Annotated in this window: 21 protein-coding genes; 5 read left to right on the forward strand and 16 right to left on the reverse strand. The window is 35.2% G+C overall.

All coding sequences use genetic code 11. From position 1 onward, the window contains the following. Positions 1–2: 2 nt before the first annotated feature. Positions 3–1262: a glutamate-5-semialdehyde dehydrogenase gene (locus tag V7S76_RS02840; protein WP_459508496.1), complete on the forward strand. Its 1260-nt coding sequence runs from the start codon at positions 3–5 to the stop codon at positions 1260–1262. 2 nt (positions 1263–1264) lie between these two features. On the opposite strand, the gene V7S76_RS02845 is transcribed toward V7S76_RS02840, so the two are convergent. From V7S76_RS02845 to nusB, 6 genes are read right to left on the reverse strand one after another with little or no spacing between them, the layout of a single operon-like run. After that, positions 1265–3058: a DNA polymerase III subunit gamma/tau gene (locus V7S76_RS02845; RefSeq protein ID WP_459508497.1), complete on the reverse strand. Its 1794-nt coding sequence runs from the start codon at positions 3056–3058 to the stop codon at positions 1265–1267. Between the two features lie 40 nt (positions 3059–3098). Then, a complete protein-coding gene (coaE, locus tag V7S76_RS02850) occupies positions 3099–4517 on the reverse strand; it encodes a dephospho-CoA kinase (RefSeq protein ID WP_459508498.1) in 1419 nt (472 codons plus the stop codon). A gap of 11 nt (positions 4518–4528) precedes the next feature. Continuing rightward, entirely contained in the window at positions 4529–4831 is a 303-nt protein-coding gene (yajC, locus tag V7S76_RS02855; RefSeq protein ID WP_459508499.1) for a preprotein translocase subunit YajC, read from the reverse strand. A 1-nt stretch (position 4832) separates the two neighbouring features. Continuing rightward, positions 4833–5294, reverse strand: a complete 462-nt coding sequence (locus V7S76_RS02860) for a DUF1573 domain-containing protein (protein WP_459508500.1) — start codon at positions 5292–5294, stop codon at positions 4833–4835. Between the two features lies 1 nt (position 5295). Next, the gene (locus tag V7S76_RS02865; RefSeq protein ID WP_459508501.1) at positions 5296–5595 is read right to left on the reverse strand and encodes a YtxH domain-containing protein; all 300 of its coding nucleotides are present in this window, start codon (positions 5593–5595) and stop codon (positions 5296–5298) included. A gap of 2 nt (positions 5596–5597) precedes the next feature. Continuing rightward, positions 5598–6761 (reverse strand): transcription antitermination factor NusB, encoded by a 1164-nt coding sequence (gene nusB / locus V7S76_RS02870; protein WP_459508502.1) that lies wholly within the window; start codon positions 6759–6761, stop codon positions 5598–5600. A gap of 89 nt (positions 6762–6850) precedes the next feature. Here nusB and V7S76_RS02875 point away from each other — a divergent pair, with 89 nt between their 5' ends. Then, positions 6851–8641 (forward strand): ABC transporter ATP-binding protein, encoded by a 1791-nt coding sequence (locus V7S76_RS02875; protein ID WP_459508503.1) that lies wholly within the window; start codon positions 6851–6853, stop codon positions 8639–8641. Here V7S76_RS02875 and V7S76_RS02880 read toward each other — a convergent pair. Then, entirely contained in the window at positions 8612–9934 is a 1323-nt protein-coding gene (locus V7S76_RS02880) for a TolC family protein (protein WP_459508504.1), read from the reverse strand. The two genes, V7S76_RS02875 and V7S76_RS02880, sit on opposite strands and share 30 nt — an antisense overlap. 137 nt (positions 9935–10071) lie before the next feature. Between V7S76_RS02880 and V7S76_RS02885 the strand changes: the two genes are divergently transcribed. The 3 genes from V7S76_RS02885 to V7S76_RS02895 are packed head-to-tail and all read left to right on the forward strand — an operon-like array spanning position 10072 to position 12908. After that, positions 10072–10896 carry an MOSC domain-containing protein gene (locus V7S76_RS02885; RefSeq protein WP_459508505.1) on the forward strand — a complete coding sequence of 275 codons (825 nt, stop codon included), beginning with the start codon at positions 10072–10074 and terminating at the stop codon, positions 10894–10896. Next, the gene (locus V7S76_RS02890; protein ID WP_459508506.1) at positions 10883–11665 is read left to right on the forward strand and encodes a hypothetical protein; all 783 of its coding nucleotides are present in this window, start codon (positions 10883–10885) and stop codon (positions 11663–11665) included. Before V7S76_RS02885 ends, V7S76_RS02890 begins: the two co-directional genes overlap by 14 nt. Continuing rightward, complete coding sequence (locus V7S76_RS02895; protein WP_459508507.1) at positions 11646–12908, forward strand: MFS transporter; 1263 nt, start codon at positions 11646–11648, stop codon at positions 12906–12908. Before V7S76_RS02890 ends, V7S76_RS02895 begins: the two co-directional genes overlap by 20 nt. An 81-nt stretch (positions 12909–12989) precedes the next feature. Here the strand turns inward: V7S76_RS02895 and V7S76_RS02900 are convergent, their stop codons facing one another. From V7S76_RS02900 to V7S76_RS02940, 9 genes are all read right to left on the reverse strand, one after another. After that, the gene (locus tag V7S76_RS02900) at positions 12990–13457 is read right to left on the reverse strand and encodes a hypothetical protein (RefSeq protein ID WP_459508508.1); all 468 of its coding nucleotides are present in this window, start codon (positions 13455–13457) and stop codon (positions 12990–12992) included. A gap of 55 nt (positions 13458–13512) precedes the next feature. Further along, positions 13513–13800, reverse strand: a complete 288-nt coding sequence (locus V7S76_RS02905) for an autorepressor SdpR family transcription factor (protein ID WP_459508509.1) — start codon at positions 13798–13800, stop codon at positions 13513–13515. Positions 13801–13855: 55 nt separating this feature from the next. Continuing rightward, a complete protein-coding gene (locus V7S76_RS02910) occupies positions 13856–14770 on the reverse strand; it encodes a hydroxypyruvate isomerase family protein (protein ID WP_459508511.1) in 915 nt (304 codons plus the stop codon). A gap of 1 nt (position 14771) precedes the next feature. Then, positions 14772–17825 (reverse strand): PVC-type heme-binding CxxCH protein, encoded by a 3054-nt coding sequence (locus V7S76_RS02915; protein ID WP_459508513.1) that lies wholly within the window; start codon positions 17823–17825, stop codon positions 14772–14774. 85 nt (positions 17826–17910) lie between these two features. After that, complete coding sequence (locus V7S76_RS02920) at positions 17911–18945, reverse strand: glycosyltransferase family 2 protein (protein WP_459508514.1); 1035 nt, start codon at positions 18943–18945, stop codon at positions 17911–17913. A gap of 1 nt (position 18946) precedes the next feature. Then, positions 18947–19891 (reverse strand): hypothetical protein, encoded by a 945-nt coding sequence (locus tag V7S76_RS02925; protein ID WP_459508515.1) that lies wholly within the window; start codon positions 19889–19891, stop codon positions 18947–18949. A gap of 43 nt (positions 19892–19934) precedes the next feature. Beyond that, the gene (locus V7S76_RS02930; protein ID WP_459508516.1) at positions 19935–20681 is read right to left on the reverse strand and encodes an NIPSNAP family protein; all 747 of its coding nucleotides are present in this window, start codon (positions 20679–20681) and stop codon (positions 19935–19937) included. Positions 20682–20743: 62 nt separating this feature from the next. Further along, positions 20744–21313 carry a hypothetical protein gene (locus V7S76_RS02935; RefSeq protein WP_459508517.1) on the reverse strand — a complete coding sequence of 190 codons (570 nt, stop codon included), beginning with the start codon at positions 21311–21313 and terminating at the stop codon, positions 20744–20746. Positions 21314–21376: 63 nt separating this feature from the next. Beyond that, entirely contained in the window at positions 21377–22567 is a 1191-nt protein-coding gene (locus tag V7S76_RS02940; RefSeq protein ID WP_459508518.1) for a PepSY-like domain-containing protein, read from the reverse strand. Positions 22568–22785: the final 218 nt, after the last annotated feature.

The raw sequence follows: 22785 nt of genomic DNA on the forward strand, positions 1-22785 counted from the left end.
GTATGAATTTGAATTCAGAAGACATCTTATCATTATTGGCTACTACCCGAGAAGCGGCCTCATCCATTGCTATGGCAGATTCCGAGTTGAAAAACCAAATTCTCTTTGAAATTGCCCTGAATTTAGAAGAAAATAGTACGGAGATTATTCAAGAAAATGCCAAAGATTTAATGAAAATGGCCGCTACTGATCCGATGAGAGATCGTTTGTTATTGAACGAAGATCGGATAAAAGCTTTGGCTAGTAGTGTTCGTGATATAACCCTTTTACCTGATCCTTCTGGAGCTAATTTACTTTCAAAAACCTTGAAAAATGGTTTGTTATTGGAAAAAGTAGCGGTGCCTTTAGGAGTGGTTGGAATAATTTATGAATCCAGACCCAATGTCACCATAGATGTAGCAGCATTATGTATTCGATCTGGAAATGCAGTCGTTTTAAGAGGGGGGTCAGATGCTTGGCACTCCAATGCTGTTTTAGTGAAAATTATTCATTTGGCCTTAAGTAAATGCGGCTTATCTACGGATTTAGTTCGTTTGTTGCCGACTGACAGAGAACATGTTAGCACATTGCTTACCGCAGTCAAATATATTGATGTTATTATTCCCCGTGGTTCAGAGTCTCTCATTCAGCGAGTAAGAAAAGAATCCTTGGTCCCAACCATCGAAACCGGCGCTGGAGTTTGTCATACCTATGTGAGTGAATTTGCTGATTTGAATAAGGCAGTGCCTGTTGTAGTAAATGCAAAGGTTTCTCGGCCGTCGGTTTGTAATTCTTTAGATACCATTGTGTTACACCAAAATCAAGCAGAAGAATTTCTTAAATTGATTAGCCCTGAATTGGCAAAATTTCAGGTAAGCATTTATGCGGATAATCATTCATACGAGATTTTGAGCAAATTGAATTATCCTCTTGTTCAAATAGCGGAAGAATCTGATTTTGGTAGAGAATTTTTGGATTTTGCTTGTTCCATTAAGATTGTATCTTCTTTGAAAGAAGCCATTAAACATATTTCTACTTTCTCATCTCGGCATTCAGAAGCCATCATTACTGAGGATGAATCGGAAGCCAATTATTTCCTTAAAGTAGTGGATGCCGCTGCCGTATATTGGAATGCTTCTACTCGTTTTACCGATGGAGGAGTATTTGAATTAGGAGCTGAAATTGGTATTTCTACGCAGAAACTTCATGCTCGTGGCCCTTTTGCTTTGGAAAAATTGGTGACTGAGAAATGGATTATTCGAGGGAACGGACAAATACGTTAAGACTAATATTCGTGGTCTAAGCCAAATTTCTGTTTCATTTCAATCAAAATAGGGTATTTGTTAGCCAAATATTCATATTTATCTGATTGAGTATACAAAGATCTTTTTTCGTTTTTGGCATATTCAATGATATCCAACTCGATGTCAATCAAGGAATTTTTCACTTTTTCCCTTAGGGTAGAAAGTAATTCTAAACGGATAGTTTCATTGAATTGTTGTACTTGTACTTCATTTTCAACTTTGATGTGTAGAATTGTATCGATTAATTCAATCGGACGATCCATCATCACAAATTTATTAATGAAGTTTTGCTTCTTGAATTCTTGCGCAATAATGTTCCATTCCCTTTGAACATCTTCAAAGGTAAAGGGATGGTTTATTTGATTAGATTGACCATCTAATTGACCTAAATCACTTTCTTTCTGACTATTATGATCGATGATTTTTTTAGCACTTCGTAAGCCCTTACCCGCCACCATTGTTTTTGGTTCATTAAAGGGGGGGTGTATGGCTGGTGCTATTACATTGGCAACTGTAGGTGTATTTTCAACTTCTACATTCGAAGAATTTACTTGCACAGCAGGTTCAACTACCGCTTTGGCTTGGATGGGTTGGGATGATTCAACTACCTTTTGGGTAGGTGTATCAGACTTTTTTCCGGCGCCGCCCTCCACCACAGGTTGGTTATTTGGCTGGTAAACAGAAGGTAGATAATTAATTTTTAGGATACTTAACTCTAAATGTAATCTTGGGTTTTTTGCACTTTTGTAATGTATTTCACATTGGGAACAAATGTTCATTGCAGAAAGTAAAAATGAAGCACTTGTTTGAGAAGATTGTTCCAAAAATTTGGTTTTTATTTCTTCTCCAATATCCATTAAGGCCAAGGTTCTAGGGTCTTTTGCAAATAACAAATTTCTTAAATGCTCCATAAAACCACTGATGAATTGATGTCCATCAAAACCTTTTCGCATAATTTCATCGATCAATAACAAGGATTCACTGTGATTTTGATCAATTAAAAATTGGGTTAAGGTGAAGTAATAATCGCTATCTAAAATGTGTAAATTTTCTAAAACATCTTTATGCCTAAGGATATTATCGGTCGAAAAAGTAACATTTAAATCAAACATGGAGAGCGCATCTCTTAATCCTCCATCCGCTTTGATACTAATTAATTCCAAAGCCAAAGGCTCTGCTTGAATCCCTTCTTTTTCCGCAATTTGTTTTAAATGCGAAGCCATATCTTTCCATTGAATTCGATTAAAATCAAATATTTGGCAACGAGAAAGAATGGTTGGTAAGATTTTGTGTTTTTCAGTCGTGGCTAAAATAAATATAGCATAACTAGGAGGTTCTTCCAATGTTTTCAAAAACGCATTAAATGCGGCTGTTGAAAGCATATGAACCTCATCAATGATGTAAATTTTATATTTACCACCTTGAGGTGGATATCGAACTTGGTCAATTAAATTACGAATATCCTCTACCGAGTTATTGGAAGCTGCATCTAGCTCATGAATAGCTAAAGATGTATTTTCTTGAAATGATTTACAAGATTCGCATTGTCCACAGGCTTCTCCGTCTTCTTGTAAATTTTCGCAATTGATGGTTTTTGCTAAAATTCTGGCACAGGTTGTTTTTCCAACTCCTCTTGGCCCACAAAATAAAAATGCTTGAGCTAAATGATTGGATTTAATGGCATTTTTAAGTGTCGTTGTGATATGACTTTGACCAACCACTGAATCGAATAGGGTAGGACGATATTTTCTAGCAGAAACAATAAAATTTTCCATACTGCAAGTTAGCTTTTAAGGCCTGAAATCCAAAATCAAATTAGGGTAATATTAAGCTGGCACTCACCGGAAAATGGTCAGATGGATAACGATTATTCCATGTCTCAGAATGAGTCGCATGTTGCAAACATTTTACTCCATTTTTAATGAAAATGTAGTCGATATGCGAGTTTTCTTTCTCCGATTTAAAGCCATTAAATGATCCTATTGGTCCGTAGTGGCCATTTTGGCTAATTAGCTCACTGTTGATTAATCGATCAGGATTTTTGGAGTCAACCAAAAGTTGAATAGGCTCATCATCCGGTGTTGCATTGAAATCACCTAAAAGAATGACGGGTTCATTTTTGGCAATTTCCTTGATTTTGGAAAGTACTAATTTAGCACTCTCTCTTCGGGCTATTTTGCCTAAATGATCAAAATGGGTATTGAAAACATAGAATTTTTTTCCGGTGGATAATTCTTGAAAATGTCCCCAAGTCACCACTCGGCGGCAAGCTGCGTCCCAACCAAATCCCACTTTTTCACAGGAGTCGGATAACCAAAATGTTCGTTGTTGAATGAGTTTGAATTTCTTCTTATGGTAGAAAATAGGAGAAAATTCACCGGCTTCTTTTCCATCATCACGACCTTTACCAAACCAAATATGCTGTGGAAGTTCTTTTTGAAGATCTTTTATTTGATGAACAAATGCTTCTTGCATTCCAATAATATCGGCTTGTTGATATTTGATTAAATCTCCACAATATCCGATTCGGTTTTTCCATTGATTGATTCCGTCCGATTCCGTATCCATGCGGATATTGAAAGTCATCGCCTTTATTTGACCATAACTTTGAAAGGATGTCAATGTCCCCAATACCATCAATAGCATACTTAATTGTTGAAAGATGGCGTTGATTTGTGGCCAAATTTTCGTCTTTTTGTTATTTTGAATGATAAAATCAGCACCTTTTTGAAAATCATCCTGGCTAGGTTGAATATCCATTATTTTCATTATTTCATCTAGGTTTAGTTGTCTACTTTTTTGAAGGTTGGTAATTCGCTCTTCCATTGGGCAATCCATTGCAATGATTTTGTCTACAAATTCGGGTTTGTTTTTGTCTGTTAACAAAGCCGATTCGTAAATCTTGAATGGCGCATGGGTCTTTTCCTTTTGCCATTCCCTTACATAGGAACGAACTGCTGGATGAACGATTGTATTTAATTGAGTTAATAATTCAGGTTGCTCAGTTACTCGTTTTCTAACCCAATCACGTTGGTATGTTCCTGCTTTTGAAAAAGCTTCCTTTCCCAATAATGTAGCGATGGGTTCCTTTAGTTTACTTTCTATCAATAAAATAGCAATTTTGTCCGCCTCTATGACCGGAATGTTCAAGCATGAAAAAATCCGGCAAATGGTTGATTTGCCGGATCCAATTCCGCCCGTGATACCGATGATAGGAATCAGGCTATTTGACATTTTTGTTTCGATTATTCTTCAGTTAAACGAGAAGAAGCATCTTTGGAAATGGCTGACTTTTCAAAGACAATTCGAACGCCTTTGCTTGAATCTACTTCTACCAAAACCGTTTTTTCACGAAGGGTAATAATGGTTCCATGAGCTCCACCGATGGTTACAATTTTGTCACCAGCTTTAAGTTCTTCAATGAATTTTTTTGCTTCCTTCGCCTTCTTTTGTTGTGGACGAATCATAAAAAAGTAAAATACCACAAATATTCCACCAAAAAGGATGATTTGAGTGATTTGAGGATTGGCTGCTTGTAAATAGATCATATTATTTATTGTTTGTATTTTTTGGAATAATTACTTCAAGTTTGAAACCCACCGAATTATCCATGGGGATGGTATTGCAATAAGCTGTTACCGTTTTTAATATCTTACCTTCTTTTCCTTGTGAATCAAAAGTTACTTTAATAAATCCTTTTTCTCCAGGCTGAATGATATTTTGGCTCCATTTCGGAGTAGTACATCCACAAGAGGCATTCACGCTGACAATCTTCAATGGAAGGTTTCCCTTGTTTTTGAAATGGTAGGTGAAGGAAGCTTTATCGCCCTGTTTGATTTTACCTAAGTAAACCAATGCTCGATCAAATTTCATGATCGGTTTTTTATCGGCAGTCGGTCTTAATTCAGCAGGAATTGCATTTTCTGTTGCGCTGGCTTCTTCCTTTTGCTTATTGGTGCAAGATATTGAACTTATATATACCAAAAAACAAAGGGAATAGATAAACCGCATATTAAGGTTTTGCTTTGATTTGGCTCATCATTTTTTCAACATCCTCAAGCAATTTTTCCGCTTTTACTTTGGTGTCGTTTACTACTTTTTTACCTTCTGATTTTGCCATGGTCTCTGGAATTTCTTTTCCTTCTACTATGTCATTGATCAACTGTTTCAACTGATCACGGTATTTATTCAGTTGAAAGTATAATTTACTACGGGTATTTTCACCTTTGTCTGGTGCGTATAAGATACCTAATGCAGCTCCTGTAGCAGCACCGACTAAAAATGCCCAGAAGGTTTTGGATGATCTACTCATATTTATTTGTTAGCTATGTCGATTAATCCTCGACCTGATTTTTTAATTATATTTTCTTTTATTAATCTGGCTGAAACTACATCAAGAACACCATTGATGAATTGTCCAGACTTGGGTGTTGAATAATCTTTGGCTAATTCAATGTACTCATTAATACTGACTTTAACTGGAATGCTGGAAAAGTTAATCATTTCCGCAATGGCCATTTTCAGTAAAATTAAATCTGTCATCGCTAAACGATCATTTTCCCAATTTTGAGTTTGATCTCCAATCCAAGTTTCTAAATTTTTATCTTCTTGAACGGTAAATTCAAACAATTGTTCGAAAAATAATTTATCGTCTTCCCATTGAAGAGCGATGTTTTGTAATTGTAAAACTTCTAGGGCTTCAATTTTGAAGGTCTTTGTTGATAAACTTTTCACCACATCTTTATTCAAATGCCAATTTAAATCTTTTTCTTCAAAATACTCCGTCATAATCGGGTGTTTTAAAATAAAAGTTTTTAAAATATATTTGATCATCTCCAAGTCGTCTGAAAAACTTTTTCCAGCATTGGGTAAGTATTCAACAAATTGTTCATCGGGTAAAATGCCTTCAATGAAAACCTTCTTCAAACGGTTTTCTTCATCCTCTGACCAACCGATGTGATTTTTTTTGATTTCATTTTGCAAATCGATCCACTTTGGCAAAATGGCTAATATTTTATTTTTACCTAATAAGGAGGTTTTGATTGGATTTTCCAGCAATCTACGGTTTTCATCCCAAAAGGCTATTTCAGTTAGGGATTGAAGGTAAAAAAGGATTTTAATATATTGAACGTAGATATTTTCTACTTCGTGAACCATTTCTTTTTTTAAACGACTGGCAATTTTTCGATGTTCTTGATGATAAACCCTGAATGCTGAATGAGCCGCATCGTTGGCTTCCTTGGGAATCGTTTCTTCGGTAGGGATTGATTTAAAGAGTTCCGTTAATTGAATTTCTGCTAATTTTTTCAAGCCCTCTAATTTAGGTGCTTGATCTTCCTTAGCAATCATTAAGGATAAATCAGGCTGGAAAATATTTCCCAATTCATCATATGCCAATTGAAATTGTGCGCGCTCTTGCGTGTTATATGCGTATAACTGCTGAAAAGCTTTCACTCGAAGTAATCTTCTGTTTACCATCCGAAATTAAAGACCGTTGTGTTTTTAGAATCACAAAATTAAGAATTTTAATTGATAAACATTCTATCTTTGCAGGAAGTTAATTTACTATGAAGGCACTAGCGCACTTAAATAAATTTTTTTGGAAATATAAATGGTTACTTTTTTTAGGTATTCTATTTACCTTTTGTTCCAATTTTTTTGGTGTCGTTCCTGCACAACTCATTCGCTTTGCCTTGGATTTGGTAACCGATACCATCAACGTTTATTTTCTATTCAAAGGCTTTGAGATGCAATCGGCTTTTTATGAAGTTTTTGCTACCACCTTGTTTTTCTATGGTGGATTAATCGTTGTTATGGCCTTGATCAAAGGCGTATTTTTATTTCTGGTGCGTCAAACTTTAATTGTAATGTCGAGGCACATTGAATATGAGCTGAAAAACGAAATTTATGAGCATTATCAGACTTTACCTTTGTCGTTCTACCGCAAGCAAAATACGGGCGATTTGATGGCTCGTATCTCAGAAGATGTTAGTAAGGTGAGGATGTATGTGGGTCCTAGTATCATGTATGGGCTAAATTTAATTAGTGTTTTCATTCTGGTGATTTATTATATGTACCAAGTAAATGTCAAACTGATGTGGTTTGTCTTACTTCCCCTGCCCATTCTTTCTTTGAGCATTTATTACGTGAATTCTTTGATCATGAAAAAATCAGAGGAAATACAAGCAGGTTTATCTGCTATTTCTACCTTTGCTCAAGAAGCCTTTTCGGGAATTCGAGTATTGAAATCATTTGTTCGAGAAAAAGAATCAGTTTCCTCATTTGGTGAAGCCTCATCTTTGTATCGTAAAAAGTCGCTAGACTTGGTAAAAATTGATTCTCTTTTTACTCCATTAATTGCATTATTGGTTGGTTTAAGTACTTTATTGGTCGTTTTTATTGGATCGCAAGAGGTGATGGCTGGTCGAATTAGTATTGGGAATATTGCGGAGTTTATCATGTATGTCTTTATGTTGACTTGGCCAGTTACTGCTTTGGGCTGGACCAGTTCCCAAATTCAACGTGCTGCTGCTTCTCAAAAACGTATCAATGAGTTTTTGGACGCTCGATCTGAGATGTCAACTGGTTTACAGGTTAGACAAGAAATTAAAGGTCATTGGGAATTTCAACAAATGAGTTTTGCTTACCCTGGGACCGAAAATTTAGTTTTGAATAAATTGGATTTTGAGATTAAACCGGGTGAATCTGTGGCCATGTTAGGTACCACTGGTTCAGGGAAAAGTACGGTGGCGCAACTTATGGCACGTTTTTATGATCCAACTCAAGGTCGAATTCTTTTGGATGGAATCGATTTGAAAGATTGGGATATACAGTTAGTACGAAAAAACCTGGGATTTGTACCTCAAGATGTATTTTTGTTTTCTACGACTATTTCTGAAAACATACGTTTTGGCCATGAAAATTTAAGCCAAGAAGAAGTTGAAACGGCTGCTAAAAATGCGGATGTTTATGATAATATCATGGAATTTCCAGAAAAGTTTGAAACTATTTTGGGTGAAAGGGGGGTGACATTATCCGGAGGACAAAAACAGCGTGTTTCCATTGCTCGAGCCTTGGCTAAAAATCCGAAAATGTTATTATTCGATGATTGTTTATCTGCTTTAGATACGCATACAGAGCATACCATATTGGAAAATCTTAAATCATTGATGAAGAACAAGACTAGTTTAATTATCTCGCACCGAGTTTCTTCTGCGAAATTAGCTAAACGCATTTTTTTACTTCAGGACGGTCATATTGTTGAAAATGGCACACATATTTCTTTGATGAAAAAAGAAGGCCTATACTATGATCTTTACCAGCAACAATTAGATAATCTTACCACTCAAACGAATTAATTCGATCTCAGCAGCTTTGGCAGAAAATTTTGCTTCAATCAAACGTGTTTCCGCAGCCACTGCATTTCTCTGAACTTCCCGAAGTTCATAAGAGGTGGCGATTCCTACTTTAAAGCGATCAAAAGCGATCTCAATATTTTGCTTGGCAATGGTGTAATTCTCTGTTTCTAAATTGATTAGATTTAAGGCATTTTCATACGAAACAAAGGCTTTTTCGATGGAAGAAAGTAAATTATTTTTTAGGTCTTCAATTTGTAAATCAGCGATTTCTGAATTGATCTTTGCATTTTGAATTCTTCTTTTCTGATTGCTTCCGTCAAAAATATTGATGGTTGCCCTTATTCCATAATTTAAGACATCAGAGCTTCCTTTTTCTACCCCAAAACCAGCTCCATTTTTAACAGAGGACATATTATATCCTGCCAATAAATCAATTTGTGGCATTTGTTGGCTCTTTAGATTTTGAATATCGTATTCTGCTACTTTTTTAGCTAAGATAGCGGACATCAATACGGGATTTTGTTGCAAAGCTTGCGCCTTTAAATCTTCAAGTTTGATTTTAGGAAAGAGCTCAATGCTAGTATTAACGGATACATCGGTATCATGATTTCTGACTAATAAAGCATTGAAGCCAATTTTGGTATTCATCAATGATTGTTCCTGTGCCAATAAAGCCGCTTTGTCTTCATTGAAATCGACTTGAGCTGAATAGTAATCGACTTTTGATCCTTGACCTACCTCATAACGATCTTTTGCTAATTTTAAACGGTCATTCGATATTTCTAAGCCTTTTCTGAAATTATTTACTCGTAAATTCTGGCGAATAATTTCATAATATGAAGTACTGATCAGTGCGATTAGGTTTTCGATGGTACTTTCAGTTTGTTTGGTTCCTAGTTTTTGTAATTCTGCAAATCGGTCACGTAAAATGAACATGCCTTTTCCATCATATAGCGTCCAAGCCATGGTAACTCCCGCATTACCTGAATTTGAATTAACTCCAGATTGAACCAATGGAGCCCTTAGGCCACCAAAAAATTCTTGATCAATTCCTGAAACTGTATAATTTTTATTGGCTGTTCCTGTGATTGTAGGTAGAAATCCAGCATTGCCTAAGGTATTGTCATTTTGAGCTTGAATTTCCTTTTTCTTTGAAATTTGGATGGAATAATGATTCTTCAAACCAAGTTCAATGGCTGACTCTAATGTTAAATTGCTTTGTGCAGAAATTTCGCCAAAGGCAAGTATGGTAAGACTTAATAGAAGGCTAATTTTTTTGCCTGAATGTTTCATAGGTAATTGTAAAATAGATTCTAATCACAAACATACTTAAAATGAATGAAATATTCGCTTGTTTAGCCGATAAGTAAGGTTAGTCAATAATTTAAATGCTATGTGTTAATCTAAATTCTAATATCTATTTTTACAGAATGAATCAAGCTCAAATTTCTGCTATCTATATTTATCCCATTAAATCCTTTGGACCGATTTCACTTACTTCAGCTGAGGTGGAGGTGATGGGATTGGAAAACGATCGACGATTTATGCTAGTCGATGCAGACGGGAAGTTTATTTCACAAAGATCTTTGCCCGGTTTAGTTCGATTTCATTTGAGTCTTAATTTGAAAGGTGGTATTGAGATATTGGATAAGGTTTCTCATTTAAGAAGAAATTTAAGTTTTCATCCGAATTTGGGAGAAAGTATCCAAGTTCAAATTTGGGAAGACATTGTTACAGCTAAGCTTGTTTTAGAAGATTTTACTGATTTTTTTTCTGATTTATTGGAAATGCCTGTTCGTCTTGTTCAGATTGACCCTTCCTTTCCAAGGTTAGTCAAAGAAAAATACCAAACCGAAATTTCAAATCAAAGTTCATTTGCCGATTCATTGCCTATTTTATTATGTTCAGAAGCAAGCGCAAATGATTTAAGTCAAAAAGTTGGAGCCTTTAATTTAATGCGTTTCCGCCCAAATATTGTGGTTTCCAATCCAATTCCGTTTGAAGAAGATACATGGAAAGAAATTCAAATCGGAGAAGTTCGATTATTTGGCGCTAAACCCTGTGCTAGATGTAATTTAATTAACGTCAATCCTAAAAATGGCACCGTTTCGACGGAAATCCTGAAGGGTTTAAGTACCTATCGGATGTTTAATCATAAGGTGTATTTTGGTCAGCAGTTTGTTCCTATTACGTTAGGGAAAATTCAGGTCGGGGATTCTATTCAGATAAGTGAGACAAAAGATGCGGTTTATTAAAATAATCCATTTTTTAAGTCTTGATGTTGCGCTAGGTGCATTACTTTTTCAATTGTATTTTTGCCGACTATTTCTCGGTGATTTTCCTCATTGGCCACAGATAGTCATCTTTTTTGTGAGTATTTGGCTGATTTATTTATTGGACAGGAGAATTGATTTTCAAATTCAACTTCCTTCGGATCATCGACATATCTTTCAATACAATCATCGAAAGCAGTTAAACTTGTTAATCGTTGCTTTATTTTCTTTTGCAATTTCTTTGGTGTTTTTCTTACCCATGGATTTAATCAAATTCGGTTTTATTCTTGTTTCGGGGATTGGTATTTATTGGGGAATATGGATTTTGGGTTGGTTTGCTTTTGTGCCGGGACTGAAAGAAATCTTTACCGCCATGATTTACACCTTTGGAACAGGGGCCGTTATTTTGTTTCAAGAGTCGATAACCTTATTGATTGTTCAATATTTTTTCCTCTTTTTCCTATTAGCTTTTCATAATTTATTGCTTTTTAACGCATTGGAAAAACCTTTGTTGGTTTTTTGGACTCCATTTATTCGAGTAACGGAAGGTGTTTTTATATTCTTTTTATTAAAAATTATTTTCGATAATTGGAATGATACATCCTTGATTAAATTAAGCCCACTGATCCTTACGTTTTGTATTCAAATATGGATACATTATTTTGGATTTTCTCTGAAAAGCAGATTATTGGGAGAACTTACCTATTTTAGTCCTTTAATTTATTTTGCTTATGAGTTTTTTTCAAAATAAAGATGCTTATAAGGCATTGAATTACCCTGAATTTAGGGCTTTTGTTTGTGGTAATACCTTGTTTACCATGGCATTGCTCATGCAGGAAGTTATCGTATCTTATGAAATTTATAAAATTACGCACAATCCCTTAGCCCTTGGATTAATTGGCTTAGCAGAAGCTTTGCCATATATTGCATTAGCCTTATTTGGAGGTCATTATGCAGATAATCGGGACAAAAAGAAGATTATGCAGGTAAGTTTATCCATCATCATATTAGGATCGTTTTTGCTCTTATATGCTAGTTTACAATTGAATCAAGCGGATGCTCAAACCCATATTTACATTATCTATTTTGTCATATTTTTAATTGGTTTATCCAAAGGTTTCTTTTCACCAGCTGCATCTTCTTTAAATCCATTTTTAGTTCCCAAAGAGGTTTTCGCCAATGCAGCAACATGGAATAGTTCTTTTTGGCAATTAGGCGCCATTCTTGGTCCAGGGGTGGCTGGATTTTTATATGCCTATTTGGGTTTAAGCAATTCTTTATTAGCGATTATTGTCCTACTTTTCGGTGTTATGAGTTGTTTGTTTTTTATCAAAAATCATCCAGTTCCTGTCAAAGCTGTTGTCCATGAATCGATTTGGCAAAGTTTGAAGGAAGGTATTCAATTTGTTTTTAAGACTAAAATTATTCTTTATGCCATATCACTCGATTTGTTTTCAGTGTTGTTTGGAGGTGTTATTGCGATTTTACCTGTTTTTGCCGAAGATATCTTAAAAGTAGGAGCGGAGGGTTTGGGGATATTAAGAGCAGCTCCTTCCATTGGGGCAGTATTAACCATGGGTTTTATGATTTATTTTCCGCCTTTAGAAAATGCATGGCGCAATTTAATTTTAGCCATTTTGGGATTTGGTATAGCAACACTCGTTTTTGGATTATCGACCCATTTTATGCTTTCAGTGGTAGCATTGTTTTTCACTGGCGCATTTGATTCCGTGAGTGTAGTTATTCGTCAAACCATTTTACGGTTTTATACTCCAGATGAAATGCGGGGTAGAGTATCTTCTGTGAACGGAATTTTTGTCAGTTCCTCTAATGAATTAGGTGCTTTCGAATCTGGATTGGCAGCTAAGCTTTTCGGCTCTGTCCCTTCGGTTTTATTGGGAGCTGGTACAACGATAATATTGGTAAGTATTGTGGCCTTGAAATCGAAAGATTTATTTACGATAAATGTTCAATCTAAAGTGCAGGAGAAGTAATAGGTAAAAGGTAATAGGTAAAAGGTAATAGGTAAAAGGTAAAAGAGAAATTATTCTAACTTACCTATTACCTATTACCTATTACCTTTTCTCCATATTTTTCAAATTCTCTATTGCCCATTGAATATCAGATGGGGAACTTAACTGCTTTAAATTTAAGCCGAAATAACAAGGTAAAACCTTGAAATACTGCATTTCAGTCTTTTTATTACCTTTTTTATCAATGGATATTATTTTTTCAAAAGATACATTCACTAATGCAATAATTCCATCTTCCGTTTTCCCTTTGGCAAAGGACATTTGCTCGATTTTTTCATTTGGAATAGTTTGAGTATTCAAAACCTCCTCGCCTCTAAAATGTATAAATGTGATTTCATTTTGATTGATCACTACAAATGAAATACGCTTATTTCCTGATTTGGAGGCAAAATAATCGCCTATCGATTGAAATATATTCCTTTTCGGCAACTCAGTAATACCCACGCCAATGGTGGTAGGAGAGGTGTGGTTTTTTAAAAAATCAAGTGAATTCGGTAATGTAAAACTCATTATTTCGGTATTTTTTTTGTGAAATTAGTACAAATACGCAGTTTACTCAAGTTTCTTAAAGTCTAATTTTGGGTTTAGGGAATTCAAAATGTTTAGTGAATTCCTGGAACCAGGAGTTTAACGATTCAAAACTTGATTTAGAAAGTGAATAATAAATAAATTGCCCCTGTTTATTCGCTTGGATTAAGTTCGACTGTTTTAATAAGTCCAAATGATGAGAAATGCTCGGTTTGGTCATATTAAACTGCTTTGCTATGTTTCCAGCATTCTGAGGTCCTTCAATCAAAAAGTTCAAAATCGCTCTTCTTGTTTCGTCGTTTAAGGCTTTAAATATTAATTTCATATTTGTTTAAACATTTAATTAAGCAAATGTCTAATTATATTTTGGTAATTCCAAATCAATAACCTTTGTCTGCTTTGCGATAGGCTTCAATTAATTTCACTTCTCCTTCTTTGCCAGCGTGGAAATTTCCATGTTCCATTCCCAAAACACCTGTGTAATTTTTTTCACGCAGCAATTTGAAAATATTGGCATAATTTACTTCACCCGTTCCAGGCTCCTTTCTGCCCGGATTGTCGCCTATTTGTAAATACGCTATTTCATCCCAGCACAAATTCATATTTTTGATCATATTACCCTCATTTCTTTGCATGTGGTACATATCAAAAAGGATTTTACAAGATTTGCTACCTACCGCTCTGCAAATCATATATGTTTGATCGGAATACCGTAAAAATAAATCGGGATTATCGCTCAAAGGTTCTAAAACCATCGTTAAATTGTGTGGTTCAAATATCTCAGCCGCCCTCTTTAAATTATCGATTACATGCCCCGTTTGAATTCCTAAAGGTAAATCGCGAGTAAAAACACCAGGTACGACCGTCATCCATTTGGCATTGACTCTTTTTGCAGTTTCAACCGATTTCCTACAAGCAGCCAAGAAAGTATCTGTCCATTCTTTTTTGCCTGTTGTCATATGTTGCTTATCGAAAAAACCATCAAATTTCACCACAAATACACCCATTTCCATGCCTAATTTGGCTAGCATTTCTCCTGCTTTGGTTTGAGTTTCAATGCTTCTTTCACCCATTTCATTGTCTTCCAATGCTCTAAATCCCATTTCGTGCATGAATTTCAATTGGTCCATCAAATCCGGACCAGCATGATTCTTGAACATTCCAAAATGCGGGGCATACTTTAGACTAAAAGTAGGTTGATTTTCAATTTGTTTTTCCGCTTTTGCTTCATTAACGCTTAAACCCGAGGTGATTAAACCTCCTCCTAGGAGTTGACTAAATGCTCTACGATCCATATTATTTTTTCTTTAAAGTTGCTAAATATTCGATTAGATTAGTTAATTCTTGTGTACTCATTTGATTCGCTAAATCTTCTGGCATTAAGGAATTAGCCAATTGATTCACCGATTTAAGTTGGGATGTTTTAAAATTTTGAATGACTCCACCGGGTAATTTTAAAGCGATATCTGTTTCATTTTTGGATACAATAATACCTTGGTAGCTTTCTCCTGTTTTTGTTTTCAATTCAAAGGTTTCATAGCCAAAACCAATGCCTGAATTCGGATAAAATAAAGAGATGTATAATCCTTCTTTGGATAATTTTGATCCAATTTCACTTAATTTTGGACCAAAATCGATACCCTCATTGTAAATTTGGTGACACATTGAGCATTGATTGATAAAGACTTTAATTCCTGCTTTTGCATCTCCTTTAATCGTTATTAACTCATTAATGCTTGGATGTTTAGTCGCTTTATTCACACTTACAGCGCCCAAATAGGAATTTGCTTCCATGCGAATTGCTTTCCGCCAAGTTTTACTAACGCTTTCCACCACCGAAGGAATCAAATTTTGAGGTACTTTCTTTTCTTTTAATATTTTCAATACAAAATCTTCACCATTTCCAGAATTTCCAATTCCAGAGGCCGCCTCACGTTGTATTGAGAAGGAGTTTTTAGGATTCATCATGATTGAATAGAGCATCTCAATAGATGCCATAGTACCTGTCCATCGGATGGATTCAATAATAGCACTTTTTTCTTTGTCCATCCCTTTATTGAATTCCTTTTCTATCAATTCAGCACCGCCCGATAATTTATAAATTAATTGTCCAGCCTTTCTGCCTTGCTTACGATTGTAGATATATTTCAATAAATCTCCTTTGGTTTCGCTCAATTCATATTTGCCAATTAAATCAAAATAATCGCTTTCAGCTGTTTTGGGTAATAACCCAATCACTAGTTTCTTCGCTTCTGGGTTCGTTTGAATGAATTTTGAGCTTAAATGATGAAGGCTAACCAATTGACTCTCTAAATCATTCTTAAATCGTTTGGACATTAAATCCATTAAATAAGTGTTTTTCGATTCACTTTTAATGAAATCCAATGCTCTAAAATATACCAATTTTTCATTTAATGGGCCATTTTCTTCAATGAATGAAATGAGAATGGGTAAACTAATTTCTGAGCGAGAGCGCCAGATAATTTGTTTAAAACCATTGTTAGATCGTACATTTTCTCGACTTACATATTCTTTGATTCTACCATCCCATACTTCATCTGCTCCGATTCCTAGGGCTTCTAAATACCATCGGTCAGCTCCATCATGTTGCAATGCTAAATCGGCCCAAATTTTATTTGCATCAGGATCAGAAATGTGTCTTAATGCAATAGCTAATTCTCTTCTTACTTGCGGATTAGCATCTTTGGATAATTCTTTTGCAATAGACTTCCATTTTCCAAAGGTGCTTCTTTTAGCTGCACGAATGGCCATCATTCGGATTTCAGGTAGACTATCTTTACTTGCTTCTAGAATAGGAGTGTTGTTATTAGAGATTTGATTTAATAACCAAAACGCTCTAGCTCTAATCCTTGGATTCTTATGTTGATGAAAAATGTCGTTTAATTTAACTTTTCCTGCCGTTCCAAATTTCAATAATTTTTGATAGGCTAAATACCTACGGGAAAGATTGGGACTTTCTAGCTCCAATGCAGAAGATTCAAGTGTAGAAAGATTTAATTGGGGTGTTTTATAGGAATGCCCTTTGGGAGCTATACGGTAAATTCTTCCTTTCACTTGGTCGCCAGCTTGATGTCCTCCAACACCCGGGTCATACCAATCTGCTATGAAAACAGAACCATCAGGGGCCACAGACACGTCTGCCGGTCTAAACCATTGGTCTTTTGTACCTTCGACCAAGTTGGTGATTTTTGCTAAATATCCAGCTCCATTGTTACTTGTACCATAACTTCTTACCACATTCGGTCCGGCATCACAATGAATCATTTGGTTTTGGAAAACCTTGGGAAGTAAATCACCTTCATATACAATCATGCCTGTTGGAGAACCTGAACCTGTTTGGAGTAAATTGGGAATAACTCCTGGATCATTTAAATGCCAATGTTTGAGAGGGATTTCTTTTTCTACATTGGTGCGATTCACCGACCAACCTTCTCCCGTCATTTCATCCGTATAACCATAATTTCCATGTTCGAATACGGCATTGATTCTTACTCCTCGATTACCATCATCGTCATTGTCTGATTGCCATAAGGCGCCATAGGAATCTACCGCTACTTCGTAATTATTTCGGAAATTGTGTCCTAGGCATTCTACTTGACTACCATCTAAATTACATCGGAAAACCATTCCTTGTTTGTATTTTTTAGGTCCAATGACATCACCATCTTGATCTAAAACAGGTTTCCCATGTGCATCCAATAACTGTTTTCCTTCATTTCCAAAGTTGAAATACAGTTTTCCATCTGGTCCAAAGGTGAAAGCATGTGCCCCATGATCGTGCTGTTCTCCGCCGATTCCTTGAAACATGACTTCTTTTCTGTCAGCTTTGCCGTCGTGATTATCATCAAACATTTTCCAGATGTAAGGACTTTGGGAAACGATAACCATGGAATCTAGCACGGCAATGCCTAAAGGAGCATTGAGTTCTTTGGATTGATAAAATATTTGTTGGGAATCTGCTTTGCCGTCACCATTGGTATCCGATAATATGACGATGCGATCTCCTTCTGGTTTGGTAGGATTTCCATTGATATTCGGTCGATAATTATACGCTTCTACGACCCAAATTCTTCCCTGAGCATCAATATCCATGTTGGTTGGATTTTGTAACATAGGTTCAGTGGCAAAGGTTCTGATTTCTAACTCAGGATATATTTGTAATCCTTTTAGACCATTTTCGGGTAATCGTTGGGTGTTCTCATTGAGCGAATCCAAAAGATGATTGGCCCAAGAATTTTCTCGATTGTAATTAAATGAAAAGGTAAAGAGGCTAAGTATGAATAATAGAAGAATTACACTAAAATAGCGTAATGGTACATTCGATTTCATTGATTTAATAGGTTTAGATAAATTAATCTTTTAAATATCCTATTTAATCATTGAATTTCCAAGATTGTGGGAATGATTATTTTGTCTAATTTGATCTACCTAAAATTGAATTCAATTTACTTCTGAAATTTAAATAGCTTAAACGAGTCTCACTTTCCATCACATGTAATTTGATATCTGAGAATACTTGCTTTTTATTCTTTGGTGGGATTTGGCGATAGGCTAACCATAGGTAGTAAAGTTTTAAAAATACCGATTTTTTGATTTTACTACAATGGATGCCCAAGATGTAATAATCAAATAAAATGGCTTTTATCAAATATTGGTATTTGCCTTTTGTATATTCATTTATATGAGCATACATAAATATTCGATTCTTAATGAATTCAATCGAATGAGTGTGGTCGGTATAACTCATGCCATTTGAATTTTTTCGATAGACTGACATGATTTTATCAATGTATCCAATCGGGCCTTGTTCTGCTAAAATGGAATACAATGGAATATCACCACTTTTGCAATTGAAAAACCATTCAGGTAGGCTTTTAACAAATTTTTTCCGCATCATGACACTCGCAGTTGCCATAAACCATGTTTCCTTTTCGACAAAAAAATCCTGCGTTTCAATCCATTTTTTTTGATCCTTGCGATTAATTAATTCTGGTTTTCGTGCAGTTTCATCTTCATAGATAATTTCGGCATTATGAAAACAAGCAGATGCTTCTGGATGATTCTCTAAAAAATCAACTTGGCATTGCAATTTATGTGGATCGGTAAAATAATCATCGGCCTCTATGTGAACAATGTATTCTCCTTGACAATCAAAAAAACAATGCAAAAAATTAATTTTTGCACCAACATTTTTGGGACGAATGTATGCCTTGATTAGCTTAGGATACATATCGGCATATTTTTTGACAATTTGAGCAGTTTGATCAGTGGAATGATCTTCTCCTATGATGATTTCATATTCGAAATTAACTTCTTGATGGAGTATATTTTCAAGGCATTTTTCGATGTACGCTTCGTGATTATAGGTAATCACACAAATACTTAATTTGGGCTGAGTGGATGTAGATGGATTCCCATGAATTTGATTATTTAAATAATTGAAATCCATATTACTCATTTTTTAAGATGGCATAACCTACTCCTGTTTGTCCGAAGTGATTTCCATTATAAAACATTATTAATTCATTGTCAAGTCGGATGACCAAAGGATACTCAATCATTTGATAATCCCAATCTGTGGGTTCCGTACCTACATCTATTCCCACTTCTTGGTCTTTTCGGATCCAATTTTTTCCATCGTTTGATTCTGCATAATAGATTCGATAGGATCGGTCTCTATTGTCTCGGTAATCGGTTTTTGCACGTGCTGAAAACCACATTTTATACAGACCATTTTCTATGATGACACTTGGTCTTGAAATGCCTCCTTCGATTTCATCTCTGTAATCTATAGCAATTTGGCCATCACGTTGCCAATGAATACCATCGGTGGATTCTGCATATTTAATATGATAGCAGGGTTCCATTTTGCCGAAATCATTTATCCAATGTGTACAATTTAAGTACCAAACTTTAAATATTCCCTCATCCATTAAAAAACAAGCCGATCCATTGAAATGAGGTTCGGTTGCGATGGAATTAATGATCGGACCCTCAAATTTTTTCTGAAAATGTTCTCCATCCAAAGAATAGGCCAAACCCAAAGAATTGTGATAAGGAATGGTATTACGCACGGTCCAACCGATGTAATAGAGCCATTTTTCGTTGCCATTTTGAAGAAACCAAGTAGGCATAATACCGCAATCATCAAAGGTGCCGGGTTCGCCTATTGGTAAAATAGGTTCAGGATGAACGTAAAGAATTTCGGAAAGATTATTTCGATTGAGATCAATGAAAGATGCTTGACATCTCCCTTTTTCGTCTCTGGCTGAATAGTAGAGTCTGATTTTATCCGCATAGCTTGTATCCGCACAAACTACATGAGCATACATTTTGCCATTCCAACTGGATTGGCCATCTGGACAAAATATCAGACCTTGTTTAATCCACTGCATAAATAATCTTTGTGGGTGTTTAGCCCACAAAGATATAAACCTTTTATCGGATAGTTGAAAAAGTTGTAGGATGCATGTAGATTGATTCTGTTTTTTCTACGATTTTCCCGTTTTTTTCTGATTCATCACGTACTTTTATCCAATTAGGATCTTTTCTGAAACTATCAAAAGATGCTTTTCCTGCTTCTTCGCTTTTGTGGGCTAAGAAATACAATAGCTTGCTTTGTACAGCGGGATCTTTTTCAATGGTTGTGAAATAAGCAATATTTTGCATTCCATGTTTTTTGAAAAGTTTGGTGGTATGATCTCTGAATCGGGTTAATACATTTTCTAAATTATTGGGCGTCGCCGTATAGGTCCGCATTTCAAATGCTCTGTCTTCTTTCTCGGATGAAGGCTTGATTTTAGGGCTAAAATCAGTTGCTTTCATGAAAATACTTTCTACTTTAGCTACGATTTTACCTGTTTCTTCAGATTTTTTAGAAACTTCTTTCCATTCTGGATCTCTACCAAATTTTTTCCAAGAGGAATCTCTTTCTGCTTGACTAGGATAGGATAAAACATAATACAATGCGTTTTTTTCATTGTTATTTGGTATCCAATAACCCACATTGGTCATTCCATGTCTTTCAAATATCTTGGTTGTATGATTGGTGAAACGGGAAATTAATGCATCTAATCTACCTGGGTGGCAATAATAAATACGTAATTCATAATATTTGGTATCTGGTTTTTTTGCGAATGAGAATAAGCTAACCATAAGTAGTAATAGGGTGATGATTTTTTTCATAGTATTTTTATTTAGATGTGTAAAGTTATCGGTTTGATTGAAACTATTATCCTGATTTCAATTTAATTCAAACGATTAGAGAGGATTTTATGAATCGCGGCGAATAACATTTCTGGTTTAGCGGTCCTCCAATTTTCAAAATTTAAATTTCCTCCAAAATTGATATAATAATCGAGATGGTATTTATTCCACTCTTTATAAATAAAATCTCCAAAATTAATGGCAGCAATCCAACCATCTTCTACTTCTTCAAACCATTCAGAATAATAATCATCTTCAATCATTCCGTGAAAATTGAATACATTTTCACCGATCAATATAAAGTATTTAATACCGTTTGAAATTAGATGATCAATGACATTTCTTTTCAACAGCATGATGTCATTGTGCAAGGTATCATTCCATTCTCCAAACAATTCAATGATGGTAAATTGGTATTGGTAATCGGTATATAATAGTTTACAATACAACGTTTCCGAATCTATCTCATCCCAAAGCGGATGAATGTAATACCCATAAATGTCATTTTCATACATCGTTTGAGAATATTTTTTGCCATAAAATGGAGATTTAGAATCATTTGCTGCGGTATAAATGGATTCCCATTGATAGGAGGGTTCGATGTTTTGCATATACGAATTAACAAAAAAAAGGCTTGCAGGTGCAAGCCTTTTTTACCTAAACAAACAAATTTATTATAATAAGCGAGCACTTAAGAATTTATTCGCTCCATCAAATTCGATTTTGTATTTCTTTCCGTTCAATGTAACGAAGGTTTCAATTTCTAACACCGTAGCATCTTTTGAAATACTTACTGCTTTATCCAATGACCATCCCGCATAATTACTATCTAAATAGGTTATGATGGCCGACGGAATTTGTGCTTTTGTTAATACAGTGACAACAAAATTGGGTAAATTGGGATTGTCTTTTGGCCCTTTTCCTGGATGTTGAACCAAATTGAAATTACTATCAAACATATAGGTGGATGTGGAAGTACCAATCGATACTACGATATGATAATGAATGGCGATATTATCTTTTTTCACTTCCACAGCATTTTTCAAAACCCATCCGCTTGCATTTGTATTTAAGTAATTTTTAATCGCATCAGGTAAAACAGTAATCTCTGTCTTGGTTATATTAGCCCCTTTTCCATTTTCTTGATGTGAATCTAACATTTTACCCGACGCATCAAAATCTAAATCATAAACAGTTCCATCTTTTTCAGCGTGAATGTGGTAGCGAGTCACATTATTTTGATCCACCATGATAACTGCGTTTTTAAAGGTATAAGCACTAATGGCAGATTGAACCGCTGCTGGTAGATCAGTAAATGCTACTTGTGTAGCAGCGGGTGCAGGACGATTTCCTGGACCACCTTTTCCACCAGGACCACCAGGTCTTTCACCTTTTTTACCTACCATTCCTTTTATTTCAGATGTTAGCGCACCTGCTTCATCAAAAAATAAGGCATAATGTTCAGCATTGAATAGAATGTCTACACGGTATCCCAATGTTCCACTTGTCTTTTTGAAGGCTCTTTCAAATGTGAAACCTTTGTATTTTGCCTCTAAGTAATCGGCGATTGTTTTCGGAAGATCTGCTTGATTAATTTGCATAGCTGATTCTTTGATTTTTCCGGTATGATCCAAAATTAATTGCTTATCGGAATTAGTAGTTTGTACGTCTGCACCATAAAGGCTATTCGCTTTAATGACCGTAAAATTTACTTGTTGTGCAGTCGGGTAGGCAGCTGTAACAGCCTGAACTACTTGGTTGGGAACATCTTGGATTTGTGAGTTGGGATTTAATGAATCTTCTTTGCTACAAGATGCTAGTCCTAATGTTAGTAAGAATAGAGATTTTAAAAGTGTCTTTTTCATGTTTTTAAAAATTTAATTTGCGGCTATAAAACGTCACTTGTGTGATTTAGTGTTCGAATTTCAGTAAATAATCATTAGTTCATGCAACTTGTCGACGAAATGGCGCATCTCGAATACATAATTTAAATGAAATATTAAAAATATAGTACCTTGTATTGCAAAGTACTATAAATTTGTTTTACTTTGTGTTTCAATCTAGTAGGTTTATGAAAAAATGT

The organism is Aquirufa sp. ROCK2-A2 (assembly GCF_054558485.1).